The sequence below is a fragment of the Spiractinospora alimapuensis genome (genome assembly GCF_018437505.1).
GTDB lineage: Bacteria > Actinomycetota > Actinomycetes > Streptosporangiales > Streptosporangiaceae > Spiractinospora > Spiractinospora alimapuensis.
This window is the reverse complement of record NZ_CP072467.1, coordinates 256,462-271,782: the sequence shown is the minus strand read 5'-3', so window position 1 is coordinate 271,782 and position 15,321 is coordinate 256,462. Positions and strand designations below refer to the sequence as shown.

Below are 15,321 nucleotides of genomic sequence, written 5' to 3'. Positions count from 1 at the left end.
TGACGGGAGGGGAAGGCCGGGTCAGTGCCCCATGCCCAGCCCGCCGTCGACGGGGATGACCGCCCCGGTGATGTAGCCGGCGTCGGGTCCGGCGAGGAAACGCACGGCTCCGGCGATCTCCTCGCTCTCGGCCAGGCGGCCCATCGGGACGGTGGACAGGATCTCCTTCTTGCGTTCCTCCGGCAGTCGCGCGGTCATGTCGGTGTCGACGAATCCGGGGGCGACCACGTTCACGGTGATGTTGCGGGAGCCCAGCTCACGGGCGAGGGAGCGCCCGAACCCGACCAGGCCGGCCTTGGACGCGGCGTAGTTCGCCTGTCCGCCGGAGCCAAGGAGGCCCACCACGGAGGAGATGAGGATGACGCGTCCAAAACGCTTGCGCATCATCCGCGCACGGCGCGCTTGGCCACGCGGTAGGCGCCGGTCAGGTTGGTGTCCAGAACGGAGGAGAAGTCGTCCTCGCTCATCAGGGCGAGCAACTGGTCCTTGGTCACACCGGCGTTGGCGACAAGCACCTCGACCGGGCCCTGGGCCGCCTCAACCTCGGTGAACGCCGCGTCGACCGACGCCGTGTCCGTCACGTCACAGTGCACGCCGAGCAGCCCGTCGGGGGCCTCGCCCGTGCGGTAGGTCACGGCGACCTTGTCGCCGTCGGCTGCCAGCGCCTGGGCAATCGCAAGGCCGATACCCCGACTTCCGCCGGTCACCAGTGCCGAGCGCTCCATCACACCTCCATGGGGCCGCGGTTGCGCGGCGTCGAACGCGGGAACGTCGACCAGAGCGTATCGAGCTACCAGCGAGTACGCCCAACCGGGGCGACGCCCCCCACCGCTCCCACCCCTGGCGGGAACGGGTTCCGGGACGTCAGCGGGGGCGTGCCCGGCGGCGCAGGCGGAAGGGCTGCAGGGCCGACTCCACCTGCACGCCGAGGTCCATCTTGCTCGCTCCGGTCTGGCGCTGGGAGAAGTGGATCGGGATCTCCACGATCTTCTGCCCCCGGGTGTAGGCGCGGTAGTGCATCTCCACCTGGAAGCTGTAGCCGGTGGAGGTGACGGCGTCGAGGTCGATGGCGGTGAGCGCCTCTTCGCTCCACAGCTTGAAGCCGGCGGTGACGTCACGGATCGGCAGGTCCAGCACGGTTTTGAGGTAGGTGTTGGCCCACCCGCTCAGGAGTCGGCGGTGTGCTCCCCAGTCCTGGGCGAGGCTCCCTCCGGGGACGTACCGGCTGCCGATGACCACGCCGGCGCCCGTCGCCAGCAGGGTGCCCAGGAGCTGCGGGAGGTAGCTCGGAGGGTGGCTGAGGTCGGCGTCCATCTGGGCGACGTAGTCCGCGCCGTCGGCGAGGGCTCTACGCATACCCGCCACGTAGGCGCGTCCCAGGCCCTCCTTGCCGGCGCGGTGCAGCACCGAGACGCGGTCGGGGTGGTCGGTGGCCAAGGCGTCGGCGATCTCACCGGTTCCGTCCGGTGAGGCGTCGTCCACCACCAGGACCCGCAGGTTGGGCAGCGGGAGCTCGAGGACCCGGTGTATCAGCTCTCCCAGGTTGGACGCCTCGTTGTATGTCGGGACGACCACGCATACCCGGGACTGGGACCAGGGCTGCGGCAGGGGGATGGCGGGCATGGCGACTCCGGCGGATCTGGGATTCACGGCGGGGATCCACGTTAGTCGATCGCCCCGACACGGCCCCCGTCGTCGGTGGGGGCCGACGGCGGTCACTGACCGAGGTCGGAGTCCAGTACCGCCACGTGGACACGCGTCCCGTGCTCCTCCAGTTCCATCAGGACCTCGGGGTCGGCGTGGCTGTCCGTCACCAGATGGGTCACCTGGTCCGGCGGGATGGTGCGCACCATGGTCTCGGCACCGACACGAGTGTGGTCGGCGAGGACGACGACCTCTTCGGCGGCGTCGGCCATCGCCCGATCGACCTCCGCGATCGCGTGGTTGGGGGTGCTCAGGCCGCGGTCGCCGTTGATCCCCTCGCCCGCCAGGAACGCGCGCCGCACCCGGATGCCGGTCAGCGCCTGGTCGGCCGCGCTGCCCACGAGGGCCATGAGCGAGCCGCGTAGTGTCCCACCGGTCATGACGACGTCGATCCCCGGCGCGGCCGCGAGGGCCGAGGCCACGGGCAGCGCGTTGGTGACCACCGTGAGGTCGCTACGGGTGCCGAGCTCGCGGGCGAGGGCCTCGGTCGCGGCACCGGGGCCGATCGCGACGGCGTCTCCGTCCTCGACCATCGAGGCGGCCACCTGCGCGATGGCCAGCTCCTCGGTGGCGGGGCGCCGTGCGCGGGCGACCATGCCGGCTTCCCGGGCGAGCCGGCCGGGGATGGCGGCACCGCCGCGGCGACGGTCGATGAGTCCCTCGGCCTCCAACGCGCGGATGTCGCGTCGGACGGTGACCTCCGAGGCGCGCACGTGGGTGGCGATGTCGCGCAGCGCCATCGTGCCGTTCGAGCGCACCAGTTCGAGGATCCGGTCACGGCGAACGGCGGCGAAGGTGGGTTTGTCGGCGTGGCTCGACACGTAGTTCTCCCGCTGGTCCGGGTCGGGCCCGGCTTCGCCCGACGCCGATGCCGCGATCCTAGTCGCCGTGTCGGGGCGGGAGCGCGGCGTCAACGCTGGGGAGAGGCGTGGCTCTCCCATTCGGTGACCTCGGGCACGTCGTCGTCGGTGTCACGCTCGGCGAGGTTCACGCCCGGTCGGGGGTCCCGCGTCAACGTGGCGACGAAAACCAGCACGGCGGCCGTCAACGCGACCAGTGTCACAGTGCCGAACATCTCGACGACGGACATACGTGCCCTCCCTCAGGTCGGGGGTGGACCTGCGCGTCGGTGTGGGTGCCGACCGCTTCTGGACATTCCCGTCCCGCCGGGGTTTACACCCGATCATGGCGGCGTTCTCGGAGGGAGACGGCACAATGGACGGGTGGACGAGAACTCGGGCGGCAGGGGCGCGTCGCGCGCGCCGGTGACCTGCGATGTGTGGTGGGCCGCCCCGACCTCGGCGCGGCCCGCGCTTCTCCCCCTGTTGGACGACCACGAGCGGGAACGGCACCGCCGTTTCCTCAAGGCCGAGGACAGGGATCGCTACCTGGTCTCCCACGCGCTCGCCCGACTCTGCCTGGCCCGGGCGGCCGACTGTCCGGCCGGCGAGGTCTCCTACATTCGTGACTGTCCACACTGCTCCGGCACCGAGCCGCACGGGAAACCACGCCCGGTGGGCGCGGCCGCGGGACTGGAGTTCTCCATCACCCACTCCGGCGACTGGGTGGCCGTCGCCGTCTGTTCCGAGGCCGAGGTCGGGGTGGACGTGGAGCGGATCCGTGGTGAGGGCGAAAGCGACCTCGAGGGCCTCGCCTCCTACGTCCTCACCGACCAGGAGCGTTCGGACCTCGCCCAGGTGCCCTCCCCGTCGCGCTCCGCGGCGTTCTTCACCTACTGGACCCGCAAGGAGGCCTTGCTGAAGGCGACGGGCGTGGGGCTGTCCGGTGGGTTGAACTCCATCACGGTGAGTGGTCCGCGGGAGTCCGCCCGCGTGGTGCGCTGGGACTCGGCCGCGGCTCCGGACTCGGTCCAGTTGGCCGACCTCTCCGCGGGCACCCGCTACCGCGCGGCCCTGGCGACCCTCACGCCACACCCGGTCCGTGCCCGCCACCACGACGGCGCCGGACTCCTGTCCCGACGCGCCGAGCACGCCCCGGGACGGTAGGGCGGGCACTACCACGAAGAGGCGCGACTACCTGGATACTCGGCGCCCGGAATTGTTCCTAGCATTGGCCCATGGTTCCAGCACGACGCAGAGTTTGGGCCGACACGGCCTACATCCTCGGCACGTTCCCACTGTCGGTCATCTCCTTCCCGCTGTTGATCGCGGCCTTCGCGGTGGGATCGGCGACGTTGGTGCTCGGTGTCGGTTTCGCCGTCCTGGCTCTGGCGCTGATGATGGCGCGCGGGTTCGCCGAGGTGGAGCGGCACGCGATTCCGCGCGTGCTGGGATACGCGGTGGCGCACCCCGACTATCCCAAGGCACCGGAGGGTGCGGGGTTGGTCCGGCGAACCCTGAACATCGTCCGATCCGGACAGCGATGGCTGGACCTGTTGTACGGGATCCTGGTCTTCCCTGTGTCGGTCGTCACGTTCGCGCTCACCGTCGCGTTGACCGCGGCCCCCATCGCGACCCTCGCCTACCCGCTGTACGGGTGGATCCTGCGCGTGACGTTGGGCGACAACTTCCAGGACCTTCCCGAGTTCCTGGGTCTCGGCGACTCCTACCTCGTGTCCTCGTTCTTCTACGTGGGCATCGGGCTGGTCCTGACGGTGGTGTGGATCTACGGAGTACGCGCCTGTGCCCTGGTCCGCGCCAGTCTGGGCCGGGTGCTGCTCACCACCGTGGGCGAGATGCAGGAGCGCATCGCGGACCTCTCGGAGAGCCGCGCCGCGGCGGTGTCGGCCGAGGCGGGGGCACTGCGTCGGCTGGAACGCGACATCCACGACGGTCCGCAGCAGCGACTGGTCCACCTGGCGATGGAGCTCTCCCGGGCCCAGCGCCAACTGGCGAAGGACCCGGACGCGGCGGGTGAGACCCTGACCGACGCCATCGCCGCCACCCGCGACACCCTGGAGGAACTGCGCGCCCTGTCGCGGGGTATCGCGCCACCGATCCTCACCGACCGCGGTCTGAGCCCCGCCCTGGCCGCGCTCGCCTCCCGGTGTCCGGTGCCGGTCGAGCTGGAGATCACCGCGGACGGGCGGTACGCGCCGGCGGTCGAGAACACCGTCTACTTCGTCGCCGCTGAGTCACTCACCAACATCGCCAAGCACAGTGGCGCCAACACCGCCACCATCACCCTCGCCAAGGACGGGGACCGACTGGTGTTGACGATCCTGGACGACGGTGTCGGTGGCGCGCACACCTCCAAGGGGCACGGTTTGGCCGGTTTGACCGACCGGGTCCGCGCGGTGGAAGGTGGCCTCGTGGTGGACTCGCCCCCAGGCGGTCCGACGGTGATCGCGATGGAGGTTCCGTGCGAGTAGTCGTGGCAGACGACGCTTCGCTCATCCGCTCAGGGATTGTCCGGCTCCTGGAGGAGTTCGACTGTCAGGTGGTCGCCGAGGTCGGTGACGGAGACAGTCTGACCGCCGCCGTCGTCGAGCATCGCCCCGACGTGTCGGTGGTGGACGTGCGGATGCCCCCGTCGTTCACCGACGAGGGCCTGCGGGCCGCGGTCGCCGCCCGTCAGCGGGTTCCCGGCGCTCCGGTGCTGATCCTGTCGCAGTACGTTGAGGTGTCCTACGCCGACGACCTCCTCGCCGACGCGCGGGGCGCCGTCGGGTACCTCCTGAAGGACCGCGTGGTCAACGTGGAGGAGTTCATGGAGGGCCTGCACCGGGTCGCCGCCGGCGGAACGGTGTTCGACCCCCAGGTGGTGGCGCAGTTGATGGTGCGCCGCCGCGCCAAGGACCCCCTGGAGGGCATCACCCCCCGGGAACGCGAGGTCCTCGGCCTGATGGCCGAGGGACACTCCAACCAGTCCATCGCCCGTGCCCTGGTCGTCAGCGACCCCGCCGTGGAGAAGCACATCCGTAGCATCTTCGCCAAACTCGGCCTCCACGCCGAGGACACCGACCACCACCGAAGGGTCCGCGCGGTCCTTACGTTCCTCCGCGCCTGACCCCACGGGCACAGGAGCCGCCCTCCATCGAACACGCCGGGGGGTTCCCACGCGGTAACCGACGCCGGCCCGGGCTGGCGTCCCCACCCGCGCGGTGGTGCGGAGGCCCCACCGTCCACCGACGACGGTGGAACCTCCCGCGCCTCACACGGCCCGGCGGCGCGGACATACCGCGAACAGCCCAGGTGACGGCTCTCGACCCGACCGAGACCATCCACACACCAAGCCACACAGCGTCCGACACCGTTCGGACACACCATGGCCCGCCACAACCGCACCCACACCCGAGCTTCCACCCGGCACCCCCACCGGCGGTTCCACACCGACGCCCGACCCGGAGGAACCGCGACGCGACGCCGTCCCGGGGCGGCGTCGGGCCCATACGGCGGAGTGGACCTCCCGCACCCGCACGGCCCGGCGACGCGGACATTCTGAGAACCGCCCAGGTGACGAGTCTCGGCCCGGCCGAGACCATCCACCACCAAGCCACACCGCGTCCGACACCGTTCGGACACCCCATGGTCCGCCACGCCCACGTCCGAGCTTCCACCCCGCACCCCCACCGGCGGTTCCACACCGACACCCGACGCGGAGCAACCGCGACGCGACACCGTCCCGGGCTCGCGCCGCACCCACGCGAAAGTGCGGAGGTTGCCCACTGTCCTCGGTGCACTGGGGGGAACCTCCCGCGCCCCGCACGACTGTGGTGAGACAGCCGGACGCGACGCCGCCTAACCGTCGCGGACGGCCCACGTGACGAGTCTCGACCCCACCGTGACCGTCACACCCCGCCCGCGCCCGCGACCCCGGCGCACACCCCGAGCCTCCCATCCGGCACCCCCACCGGTGGTTCCACACCGACCGCGGCACGGAGCAACCGCGACGCGACGCCGTCCCGGGGCGGCGTCGGGCCCATACGGCGGAGTGGACCTCCCGCACCCCGCACGGCCCTGGCGACGTCCAGACGCGGCGCCGCGTAGGGTCCGCACTATGGGGCTCGGCCGCACCGTGACCATCGCCCCGCTCACCCGGCTCCTCACCGTCAACCCAGGCGCACCCGCCCGCTTCCGGTACCGCTCGGACACACCATGGTCCGCCACGCCCGCGCCGGACCGCCGTGGTCATTCCCAATACGCCCGGCATCGTCCACGCCGAGGGGGTGGTGCTCCATACGGGGACGCCCTCGCCAGCTCCTGCTCATCATCTGGACGGGGCTCCGCACTCCCTTGGGGCGCTCGGGCCGCGGCGGTCGTCCCACCCTCATCCCGCCGGACACGAGGCCCTCGGACGGGGACGAACGTCGGACCTGCTCCCCCGCCGTCGCCGCGTCGGGCCGTCAGGCCACGGGGCGGTGGGGTGGTTCCGACCTTCCCCCACCCGTGTCCGGTCCCGGGCGGGCGTCGTGGGGTCCTTCCACGGTCGTGGCCTCAATCCGCACGACCGTCGAGCCTCGCGCCCACGTACCAGGGGCGGGCCACGGAGGTAAGCAACTTCTGTCTTGACCGGTGTCACGGGCGCGCGGAACATGGCCATTGTGCGTAGCGACCCACGGTGGGACGTCGACGATACGGCTGTGGACGTGGTGCACGGCCGTGCGGTGCCCGATCCGTTTCGCTGGTTGGAGGAGGCCGACTCGCCGGCGGTCCGCCGATGGCTGCGGGAGCGTGACGAGGAGTTCGCGCGGGCCCGGGAGGAGTGGTCGGGGCGGGGCTGGTTGGCGCGGGAGATCGGGCGACTGGCCCAACACTCTGACTTCTCGGCGCCGCGGGGACGTGGGGGGTCGGTGTTCGCGGCCCACCGGCCCGCGGGCGGTGAGCATCCACGGATCGTCGTCGCCCCTGACGCGCGGATGGCCTCCCCCCGGGTGGTCTTCGACCCGATGGTGGATGACCCGACCGGCCGGACGACGGTGGACTCCTGGGACGTCAGCCCGGACGGGCGTCACGTCGCGGTGCAGACGTCGCGGGACGGGACGGAGACGGGCGTGCTGCGCGTCCTCACCGTCAGTGGCCGCGAGGTGGACCGGATCCCGGGTGTCCGTTACAGCGACGTGGCCTGGCTCCCCCCAGGGTTGGACACCCCCAGACGTGGTGGACCGCCCGCCTTCTACTACGTCCGCCGGGACGAATCCGGTGGAGGACGCGGTGTGTGGTTGCGCCGGGCCGCGGGTGACGTACTGGTCCGTGGATGCGTCGGAGCGGCGACGGTGCCCGGCGTCCGGGTGGAGGGCGGCAGGTGGCTGGTGGCGAGTGAGGGCCATGGCACCGGTCATCGGGAGGACCTGTGGCTCGCCGACCTCGCGGCCACCCCCGCCGACGGACCGGCGTTCGTCCCCGTACACACGGGCCGGGCGATCGAGTCTGAGCCGCGGATCGGCCCGGACGGGATGCTCTACCTGCGCACCAACGCCGACGCACCCCGACGACGGGTCTGTCGTGCCTCGCCCACCAGCCCCGACACATGGACCGAGGTCATCGCCGCGAGCGACTCGGCCACGCTGGACGCCTTCGCGGTGGTGGGCTCGGCACGTTCTCCCGAGATCCTCGCGAGCTGGACCCGCCTGGGCATCAGCACTCTCACCGTGCATGACCCGACCACGGGGCGGCGTCTGGGCGACGTCACCCTCCCCGGAGCGGGGATGGTCACCCGGATCGACACCGACCGGTCGGCGGACGGTTCCGTGGTCGCCTACGTCAGCTACGCCGACGTGGCACGCGACCAGCGGATGCTGACCTTCCGGTCGGGTGACCGCGACCTGGGCGGCCCGTCCGCGGTGTGGCCGCCCGCCCGGCCCGAGGCCCAGGCCCCGCGCACACGCACGGGGGAGGAACCGGACGACGTGCGGCGCCGGGTGATGTGGTGCCGCTCCGCGGATGGCACGCCGTACCCGTGACGGTGCTTCGGTCCCGCGGAACCACGGGTCGGGGCCCGACCCTGCTGCACGCCTACGGTTCCTACGGCCGCTCCCGTCAGTTCGGCTACAGCGCGACGGTGCTGGCCTGGCTGCGCATGGGTGGAACCTACGCCGTCGCGCACGTCCGCGGGGGCGGCGACCTCGGTCGCGCGTGGCACCGAGCCGGCCAGCGTCGGGGCAAGACTCGTTCCGTGGACGACCTCGTGGCCGCCGCGGAGGAACTGGTGCGTCGGGGCTGGTGCGTCCCACGCCAGTTGTGCCTGTCCGGAGGTTCGGCGGGAGGCATGCTGGTCCTCGGCGGCGATGCGCCGCCCCGACGTCTGCGGCTCGGTGATCGCTCTCGCTCCGCTCACCGACATGGCCCGCTACGAGTTCCTGGGGCTGGGACGCATGTGGACCGCGGAGTTCGGTAGCGTCGCCGACCCCTTGGACGCCTCGGCGCTCCTCGACTACTCCCCCTACCACCGCGCGCTCGCGGGAGGTTTGGATCCCCCGGCGGTGCTCCTCAACGGGTTCCACGGGGACACCCGCACCGGCGCCGCCCACGCGCGCAAGATGTGCGCCGCCCTGCGCAGGCTCGCGCCGGATCGTGTCCTGCTGCGCTACGAGTACGGCGTCGGCCACGGACCCCGCGCCGTGAGTCGCGCCGTGGAGCTCGCGGCCGACGCGCACGCCTTCGCGGCGGCACGGACCGGGCTGTCCCCACCCGGGACGGTCATGGCTCCCGAGCAGTGAGAGCGAGGTGAAGACACATGGACCCGATCGAGGTGGAGGTCGAGGACCTCACCGAGGTGACGTCGCGGGACACCACCGCCGGCGGTGACAGCGACGGCAAGGACGGCAGCTCCGACTTCATCTAGTCGTCAACGGGCCGCGCCCCCACGGCGCCGGCCGGCTCGAACGGCTGGGACCCAGCGTGGGTCCCAGCCCCCCCCGCACGACCCACCACAAGGAGGACCTGGTGTCGCGACCCCTCTTCACCGAGATCGTTCGGGGAGGCCTGGAGGAGGACTTCCTCGCCGAGCGTCTGTCGCGGGACGTCGCTCTCGTCGACGTGGGCGCGGACGCGGTGGACGGGATCCTGACCTGGGAGGCGCTCGGGGAGATCATGTCCACCCGGCCGTTGTCGCCACCGCGGCTGCGTCTGCACCGGGACGGCGCTCCCGTAGCGCCGGAACGCTTCACGGAGCTCGGCGACTCCTCCGGCGCCGCCACCCGTGTCCTGCGCCCCGACGCGCTGTACCGGGAGCTGCGGGACGGGGCGAGTCTCGTGCTGGACGCGGTGGACCGGCTCCATCCGCCCGTGCGGGACGCCGCCGACGACCTCATGCGCTGGGTCCGGGAACGGGTGCAGGTCAACCTCTACGTGATCTGGGGTGCCTCCAGCGGGTTCGACACCCACTGGGACGACCACGACACCTTCATCGTGCAACTGGCGGGGACCAAGGCGTGGGCGGTACACGGCCAGGGCACGCGGCCCCATCCGCTGAAGCGGGACACCGTCGCCCGGCACGACCCTCCCCCCTCCACCGTGTGGGAAGGAGTGCTGCGCCCGGGGCACGTCCTGCACGTTCCCCGCGGCTGGTGGCACACGGTCAGCGGAACCGGTGAGGGAAGCATGCACCTGACCTTCGGCTTCGCTCCCCCGACCGGAGTCGACTGGGCGCGGCACATCGTGGAGGCCCTGCACGACCGGGAGGTGGCCAGGCGGGACCTCCCCCGCTTCGCCAGCGAGAAGGAACGCGAGGAGCACCACGAGGCGCTGGTCCGTGAGCTGGTGGACCTCGCTGGGCGGTGGGACGTGGACGCGCTGCTGAAGCACCGCGACGACCGCTTCCCGCGACGGGCCCGGTTCTCCCTCCCCTGGGGGGTGCGTGACACGGACCCGACGCCGGAGACGGAGGTGGAGTTCGTGCCGATCCTCCCCCCGAGCCTGTCCGAGGAGGAGGACGACGGAGCGACCAAGGTGGTCTGTACGGTGTCGGGCCGCCGCTACCGACTGCCCGGTGTCGCCCGTCCGGTGTTGGACGTCCTGGTGGAGGGCCGCCGGGCATCGTTGGAGGACCTCGCCCGGCGGAGCGGGACGTCCTTCGCGGACACGGTCCGGGTCGTCCGTGCCCTGGTTCGCGAGCACCTCGCCGTGATGCGTACCGACGAGACGTCTCGCGGGGGCCGCTGAGGTCGCCACACTCCCCTTGCCTCGGTGGTTAGTTTAGGCTAGCCTCATTTTCCGGCACTCCAGGGGGGAAGGACCGGCGTCAATGACCTGTGCGCGGCATCCGTTGTCGGCGATCGTCGACGCCTGCGCGTCCCTCCGTTTCGCGCCTCTGCCGTCACTCCGCGTCGACGGCCTCGCCCACGGGACCGAGGAACACCCCGAGCTGTGGCTGCGCGCCGACCGGCTCGGGTCCGCCGACGCGCTCGGCCCGGTCTACGACAAGGTGACGGCCGAACACGGCCCCGGACACCGTCTCCCCGCGGTCGTCCGGTTCCAGCGGGCCCTGTTGCGCGACCCCGTCTTCCTGGTCGCGGCCGGGATCTACCTGGCCGGTCGCGCGCCGTTGCTCCGCGCCGAGGACCTCTGGTATCCGTGGCACGCCGACGCGTCCATCGGAACGCCTGTCGTCACCTCCACGCGCGTCGCGGTCCTGCCGGACGACCCGGCGGCGGGCCACCCGGACGTCACGGTGGTGTCCGACGAACGGGAACTGGACCGCGTCGCGGCCAGGAGTCTGGTGGAGACGGTTCGACCGATGCTCGGTGCCCTCCAACAGCACACCCGGATGGGAACCCGCACCCTGTGGGGCTGGGTCGCGGACTCGCTCTGCTTCTACATGCTCAATCCGGCCCGGTTCCTCGGCCACGACTCCGAACTCGCCTGGGCCCGTGGACAAGCGGTGGTCGACGAAATGGTCACCGCCGGCGCGGTCCTGCGCGACCGTCCCCAGCTCTTCCCGTTCTGCGCCAACCACCCCGGCGGCGTGTGGGCGGTGCGCGGCACCTGCTGCTTCGACTACAAGGCCGACGCCAAAGAGGACTACTGCCTCACGTGCCCGCTGCGCGACGACGCCTCGCGCACCGAGAAGCTGCTCACCTGGCTGAACGACCCGGCCACCGCGCCCTAGACCCACGCCAGAGAGCCGGGTCGAGGCGGTCGTCGCCTCCGGTGAGCTCCACACCCGGACGGTTTCTCGGGCGCCGCCTTCGCCGGAACGGTACGCTCCGACCATGTCTACCGTCCGACCTGAATGGACGCGTCCGCCGCGTCCCGAGGGCTGGGTCGCCGAAGACCTGGACCACCTGCCGGACGTACCGCGACACACCGAGCTCGTCGACGGAGCCCTCGTCCTCAGGAGGTCCCCACAACGGTCCCGGCACGGCCGACTCGTGACCGACCTCACCGTCGCACTGTCAGAAATGGCTCCCGACGAGATCGGGATCGAACGGGAGATGACGATCCGGCTCGACGCACGAAACCGGCCCGAACCCGACGTCCTGGCCACCTCCGCGGAGTACGACCCGGACCGCACGTTCTTCGATCCGGCCGACGTGGTCCTGGTGGTGGAGGTCGTCTCGCCGGAGTCCGAACACGGGACCGGACGGTGAAGCCGCGCAAGTACGCGGAGGCGGGCATCGGGCATTACTGGTGTGTCGGGGAGGAGAACCATCGCCCCGTGGTGCGTGTGTACGAGCTCGACGGGCCCACGCGTCGCTACGTTCCCACCGGGATCGTGCGCGGGGTGCTGGAGCGCACAGCGCCGTTCCCGCTACGGCTGGACCTCGACGACCTCGTCTAGGTCGTTCCCGCCGTCACTCGTCGACGGCGGCGGCGCGTTCCTCCTCGGCCGGGGCGGGACGCGGACGTCGGGAACGACGACGGGGGCCGTGGCGCCACTGGAGATATCCGTGTTCCCGTTCCGCGTCACGCAGGGCACGGTAGAGGGAGTCGGGGTCGGCGGCACTCACGACGATGCCGCCCTCGGGCACCGGCCAGCGGGCGAACGCCAGGAAGCACCGACTGTAGGGCGCCCAGATGATGGTCCAGACGCCCTGCTTCTGCCACTCGACGTGGGTCGCGATCTCCCGCAGCTCCGGGTCGTAGGGCTCGGGAGGATCGGCGGGAGACGCACCGCGGGTCACCAACTCAGGGTCACACGGCCACGACTCGGGCGGAAGAGCAACGGGTTACGGACCGGAAACGGTCACACCGGCACCGCGTCACCGCGATGGGTGTCGGAGCCCGGCACCGGCTCCGCGGGGTCCGCCCCCAGCGCGACCACCCGGTTGTCGGCGTCCACATGGACCACCCGCGGGGCGTGCCCCGCGCGTTCGGCGTCGTCGAGCGCGACGTAGGAGATGATGATGACCAGGTCGCCCGGGCTGACCAGCCGCGCGGCGGCACCATTGATTCCGATGACACCACTGCCGCGTTCTCCGGTGATGGCATAGGTGACGAGCCGGTTGCCGTTGTCGATGTCGACGACGTGTACCTGCTCCCCGTCCACGATGTCGGCCTGTTCCATGAGGTCGGCGTCGATGGTGATCGACCCGACGTAGTGCAGGTCCGCCTGGGTGACGGTGGCGCGGTGGATCTTGCCGTTGAAGACTGTGCGCTGCACGCGGGGTTCTCCTTCACTCCTGCGCGGTCCCGGGCCTCGTCTGCTCGGCTGTGCTCCGGGCCGCTTCAGGTGCAACGTTACCGAACCCCGCGCGGGGCCGGATCGGGGCGCCCACGGTGCTCCGCGTCGTACGGGTCACCGCAGGAGGCCGCGCCGGTAGGCCTCGGCGACGGCGGACGCCCGGTCACGGGAGCCGAGCTTGTCGTAGATGTGCTGGAGGTGGGTCTTGACGCTGGCCTCGCTGATGAAGAGGCGGCTCGCGGCCACCCGGTTGGAGGCCCCGTCGGCGACGAGCCGCAGCACCTCGAGTTCCCGGCCGCTGAGGCCCGGGCTCACCGGCCTGCGCACCCGGCCCATGAGCTGGCTCGCCGCGGTCGGCGCCAGCACCGACTCCCCGCGCCGCACCGCGCGGGTCGCCCGCAGCAGCTCCTCGGGCGCCGCGTCCTTCAGCAGGTAGCCGGTGGCGCCGGCCTCCACCGCGGGCAACACGTCGTTCTCGTCGTCGAACGTGGTGAGGACCAGGACTCGGATGTGGGGCGCGCGCGTGCGCAACGCCGTGATCGCCTCCACACCCGACATCTCGGGCATGCGGAGGTCCATGAGGACCACGTCGGCGTCGAGCCGGATCGCGGCCTCCACGGCCTCGTGTCCGTTGCCCGCCTCGCCGACCACGGAGATGTCGTCGGCGCCGGCGAACGTCCCCCGCAGTCCGTCGCGCACCACCGGGTGGTCGTCGGCGATCAGAACGGTGATCATCGGCCGGCCACCAGTTCGCTGGGGAGCGGTGCGGCGACCGGAGCACCCGTGGATGGTTCGGCGACCGCCGTCCCGGTCTCCGCTGCGGCGTCCGCACCGGGGCACGGGTGCGCGGCCGCGAGCGGGATGGCGGGCACCACGGCGCTCACGGCCGTCCCCTCGCCCGGCTCACTCTCGACCTGCAGTGTCCCTCCGATGCCCCGGACGCGCTGACGCATGCTGCTCAGTCCGAATCCGGTATCGCTATCCCGGGCCCGCCCGGTTCCGTCGTCGCGCACGTCGAGGAGCACGACGTGGTCGAGGTAGGACAGTGTCACCCCGACCCGGGTCGCCCGCGCGTGCTTGGCCACGTTGGTCAGCGCCTCCTGGGCGACGCGGAAGAGGGCCACCTCGATGACCGGGCTGAGCGCGACCGGCTCCCCGGTGATCTCCACGGCGGGTGTGGGCCCGTCCCCGTCCTCCCACTCACGCGCGAGGTCCGCCAGGGCGTCGGGGAGGTGGGACGTCTCCAGTCGCGCCGGGCGCAGGGCCTGGACGGAGCGGCGCGCCTCGTTCAGGCTCTCCCGAGCCAGCCGCAGCGCCCTGTCCAGGTGCGGGTCCGCCACGTCCGGGTTACCGGCGGAGCGCTGCGCCGCCTGCACCTGGGTAATGATCCCGGTCAGCCCCTGCGCGAGTGTGTCGTGGATCTCCCGGGCCATGCGCTGGCGTTCGTCGAGCACACCGGCCTCGCGCACCTGCGTGAGGAGTTGGGCGTGGAGGCCGGCGTTCTCCTCCAGCGCGGCCTCGAGCTTGGCGACCATGGCCTGGCGTTCGCGGTATTGTTCCACGCCGCGTTCCCCCGCCACGTGGCCGGCGCCGATCGCGAAGGTCTGAATGGTGATCACGCCGAGATAAAGGAAGAGGTGCGCCAGGAAAGGCAGATCCGTGCTCGTGCCCGGGAAACCCATCGTGGTGGTGTGCACCGCCGCCGACGCGGCCCCGACGCCGACGAACGCCAGCCCGCGTGGTCGCAGCGGCATCGCGTGGAAGAACGCGGTGATGGTGAACATCAGGAACAAGGAGTCCTGTGCCATCAGTAGGCAGGACACCGCGAGGAGGCCGACGAAGTACACCAGCGCGTGCCCGGCGTTTCGGCGCCGCTCGTAGCCGGCGAGGGTGTGGCCGCATAGCACCCACAACGCCGCCACCGACGTCAGGGAGAGGATGGCGGTCGGCTCGCCCGTGTCGGACGGCCGCTGGGCGAGAACGATCGCGGCCGTGGGCAGCAGCAGGAGCCACGGGACGGCGATGTTGAACCACTCCCAGACTCCCTCGTACACCGAGTGCGACGGGGACGACGACCGTGGCTTCCCGTGCGAG

At 71.6% G+C, this 15,321-nt stretch carries 14 protein-coding genes and 2 pseudogenes; 8 read left to right on the top strand and 8 right to left on the bottom strand.

Annotated features, from left to right (window positions below; translation table 11 throughout):
* Nucleotides 1–21: 21 nt before the first annotated feature.
* From J4H86_RS01145 to J4H86_RS01130, 4 genes and pseudogenes are all read right to left on the bottom strand, one after another.
* Nucleotides 22–725, bottom strand: a pseudogene (locus J4H86_RS01145) (beta-ketoacyl-ACP reductase).
* A gap of 139 nt (nucleotides 726–864) precedes the next feature.
* Nucleotides 865–1,623: a polyprenol monophosphomannose synthase gene (locus J4H86_RS01140; RefSeq protein WP_236543854.1), complete on the bottom strand. Its 759-nt coding sequence runs from the start codon at nucleotides 1,621–1,623 to the stop codon at nucleotides 865–867.
* Between the two features lie 92 nt (nucleotides 1,624–1,715).
* A complete protein-coding gene (locus J4H86_RS01135) occupies nucleotides 1,716–2,645 on the bottom strand; it encodes a DeoR/GlpR family DNA-binding transcription regulator (RefSeq protein ID WP_236541332.1) in 930 nt (309 codons plus the stop codon).
* Nucleotides 2,615–2,794: a hypothetical protein gene (locus J4H86_RS01130; RefSeq protein ID WP_236541331.1), complete on the bottom strand. Its 180-nt coding sequence runs from the start codon at nucleotides 2,792–2,794 to the stop codon at nucleotides 2,615–2,617. Before J4H86_RS01130 ends, J4H86_RS01135 begins: the two co-directional genes overlap by 31 nt.
* Nucleotides 2,795–2,927: 133 nt before the next feature.
* Here J4H86_RS01130 and J4H86_RS01125 point away from each other — a divergent pair, with 133 nt between their 5' ends.
* From J4H86_RS01125 to J4H86_RS01090, 8 genes and pseudogenes are all read left to right on the top strand, one after another.
* Nucleotides 2,928–3,710 (top strand): 4'-phosphopantetheinyl transferase family protein, encoded by a 783-nt coding sequence (locus J4H86_RS01125; RefSeq protein ID WP_236541330.1) that lies wholly within the window; start codon nucleotides 2,928–2,930, stop codon nucleotides 3,708–3,710.
* A 71-nt stretch (nucleotides 3,711–3,781) separates the two neighbouring features.
* Nucleotides 3,782–5,035, top strand: coding sequence for a sensor histidine kinase (locus tag J4H86_RS01120; protein WP_236541329.1), 1,254 nt, complete (start codon nucleotides 3,782–3,784; stop codon nucleotides 5,033–5,035).
* On the top strand, nucleotides 5,026–5,673 hold the full coding sequence (locus tag J4H86_RS01115; RefSeq protein ID WP_236541328.1) for a response regulator: 648 nt from the start codon (nucleotides 5,026–5,028) through the stop codon (nucleotides 5,671–5,673). Before J4H86_RS01120 ends, J4H86_RS01115 begins: the two co-directional genes overlap by 10 nt.
* Before the next feature lie 1,525 nt (nucleotides 5,674–7,198).
* Nucleotides 7,199–9,322 (top strand): annotated as a pseudogene (locus J4H86_RS01110) (prolyl oligopeptidase family serine peptidase).
* Nucleotides 9,323–9,548: 226 nt separating this feature from the next.
* Entirely contained in the window at nucleotides 9,549–10,766 is a 1,218-nt protein-coding gene (locus J4H86_RS01105) for a cupin domain-containing protein (protein ID WP_236541327.1), read from the top strand.
* An 82-nt stretch (nucleotides 10,767–10,848) separates the two neighbouring features.
* Nucleotides 10,849–11,712 (top strand): (2Fe-2S)-binding protein, encoded by an 864-nt coding sequence (locus tag J4H86_RS01100; protein WP_236541326.1) that lies wholly within the window; start codon nucleotides 10,849–10,851, stop codon nucleotides 11,710–11,712.
* A 103-nt stretch (nucleotides 11,713–11,815) separates the two neighbouring features.
* Entirely contained in the window at nucleotides 11,816–12,193 is a 378-nt protein-coding gene (locus J4H86_RS01095; protein ID WP_236541325.1) for a Uma2 family endonuclease, read from the top strand.
* On the top strand, nucleotides 12,190–12,384 hold the full coding sequence (locus J4H86_RS01090) for a hypothetical protein (RefSeq protein ID WP_236541324.1): 195 nt from the start codon (nucleotides 12,190–12,192) through the stop codon (nucleotides 12,382–12,384). Before J4H86_RS01095 ends, J4H86_RS01090 begins: the two co-directional genes overlap by 4 nt.
* Nucleotides 12,385–12,397: 13 nt before the next feature.
* Here J4H86_RS01090 and J4H86_RS01085 read toward each other — a convergent pair whose 3' ends face one another.
* From J4H86_RS01085 to J4H86_RS01070, 4 genes are all read right to left on the bottom strand, one after another.
* Nucleotides 12,398–12,727, bottom strand: a complete 330-nt coding sequence (locus tag J4H86_RS01085; RefSeq protein WP_236541323.1) for a hypothetical protein — start codon at nucleotides 12,725–12,727, stop codon at nucleotides 12,398–12,400.
* Between the two features lie 62 nt (nucleotides 12,728–12,789).
* Nucleotides 12,790–13,206 carry an aspartate 1-decarboxylase gene (gene panD, locus J4H86_RS01080; RefSeq protein ID WP_236541322.1) on the bottom strand — a complete coding sequence of 139 codons (417 nt, stop codon included), beginning with the start codon at nucleotides 13,204–13,206 and terminating at the stop codon, nucleotides 12,790–12,792.
* A 135-nt stretch (nucleotides 13,207–13,341) separates the two neighbouring features.
* Nucleotides 13,342–13,962, bottom strand: coding sequence for a response regulator (locus tag J4H86_RS01075; RefSeq protein WP_236541321.1), 621 nt, complete (start codon nucleotides 13,960–13,962; stop codon nucleotides 13,342–13,344).
* The gene (locus J4H86_RS01070) at nucleotides 13,959–15,281 is read right to left on the bottom strand and encodes a sensor histidine kinase (RefSeq protein ID WP_236541320.1); all 1,323 of its coding nucleotides are present in this window, start codon (nucleotides 15,279–15,281) and stop codon (nucleotides 13,959–13,961) included. Before J4H86_RS01070 ends, J4H86_RS01075 begins: the two co-directional genes overlap by 4 nt.
* Nucleotides 15,282–15,321 lie beyond the last annotated feature (40 nt).

Bases quoted from the DNA above. Each gene is read 5' to 3' on its own strand.
- J4H86_RS01135 (WP_236541332.1), bottom strand. From the start codon at position 2,645: ATGGGAGAGCCACGCCTCTCCCCAGCGTTGACGCCGCGCTCCCGCCCC.
- J4H86_RS01120 (WP_236541329.1), top strand. From the start codon at position 3,782: ATGGTTCCAGCACGACGCAGAGTTTGGGCCGACACGGCCTACATCCTC.
- J4H86_RS01095 (WP_236541325.1), top strand. From the start codon at position 11,816: ATGTCTACCGTCCGACCTGAATGGACGCGTCCGCCGCGTCCCGAGGGC.
- J4H86_RS01130 (WP_236541331.1), bottom strand. From the start codon at position 2,794: ATGTCCGTCGTCGAGATGTTCGGCACTGTGACACTGGTCGCGTTGACG.
- J4H86_RS01075 (WP_236541321.1), bottom strand. From the start codon at position 13,962: ATGATCACCGTTCTGATCGCCGACGACCACCCGGTGGTGCGCGACGGA.
- J4H86_RS01100 (WP_236541326.1), top strand. From the start codon at position 10,849: ATGACCTGTGCGCGGCATCCGTTGTCGGCGATCGTCGACGCCTGCGCG.
- J4H86_RS01140 (WP_236543854.1), bottom strand. From the start codon at position 1,623: ATGCCCGCCATCCCCCTGCCGCAGCCCTGGTCCCAGTCCCGGGTATGC.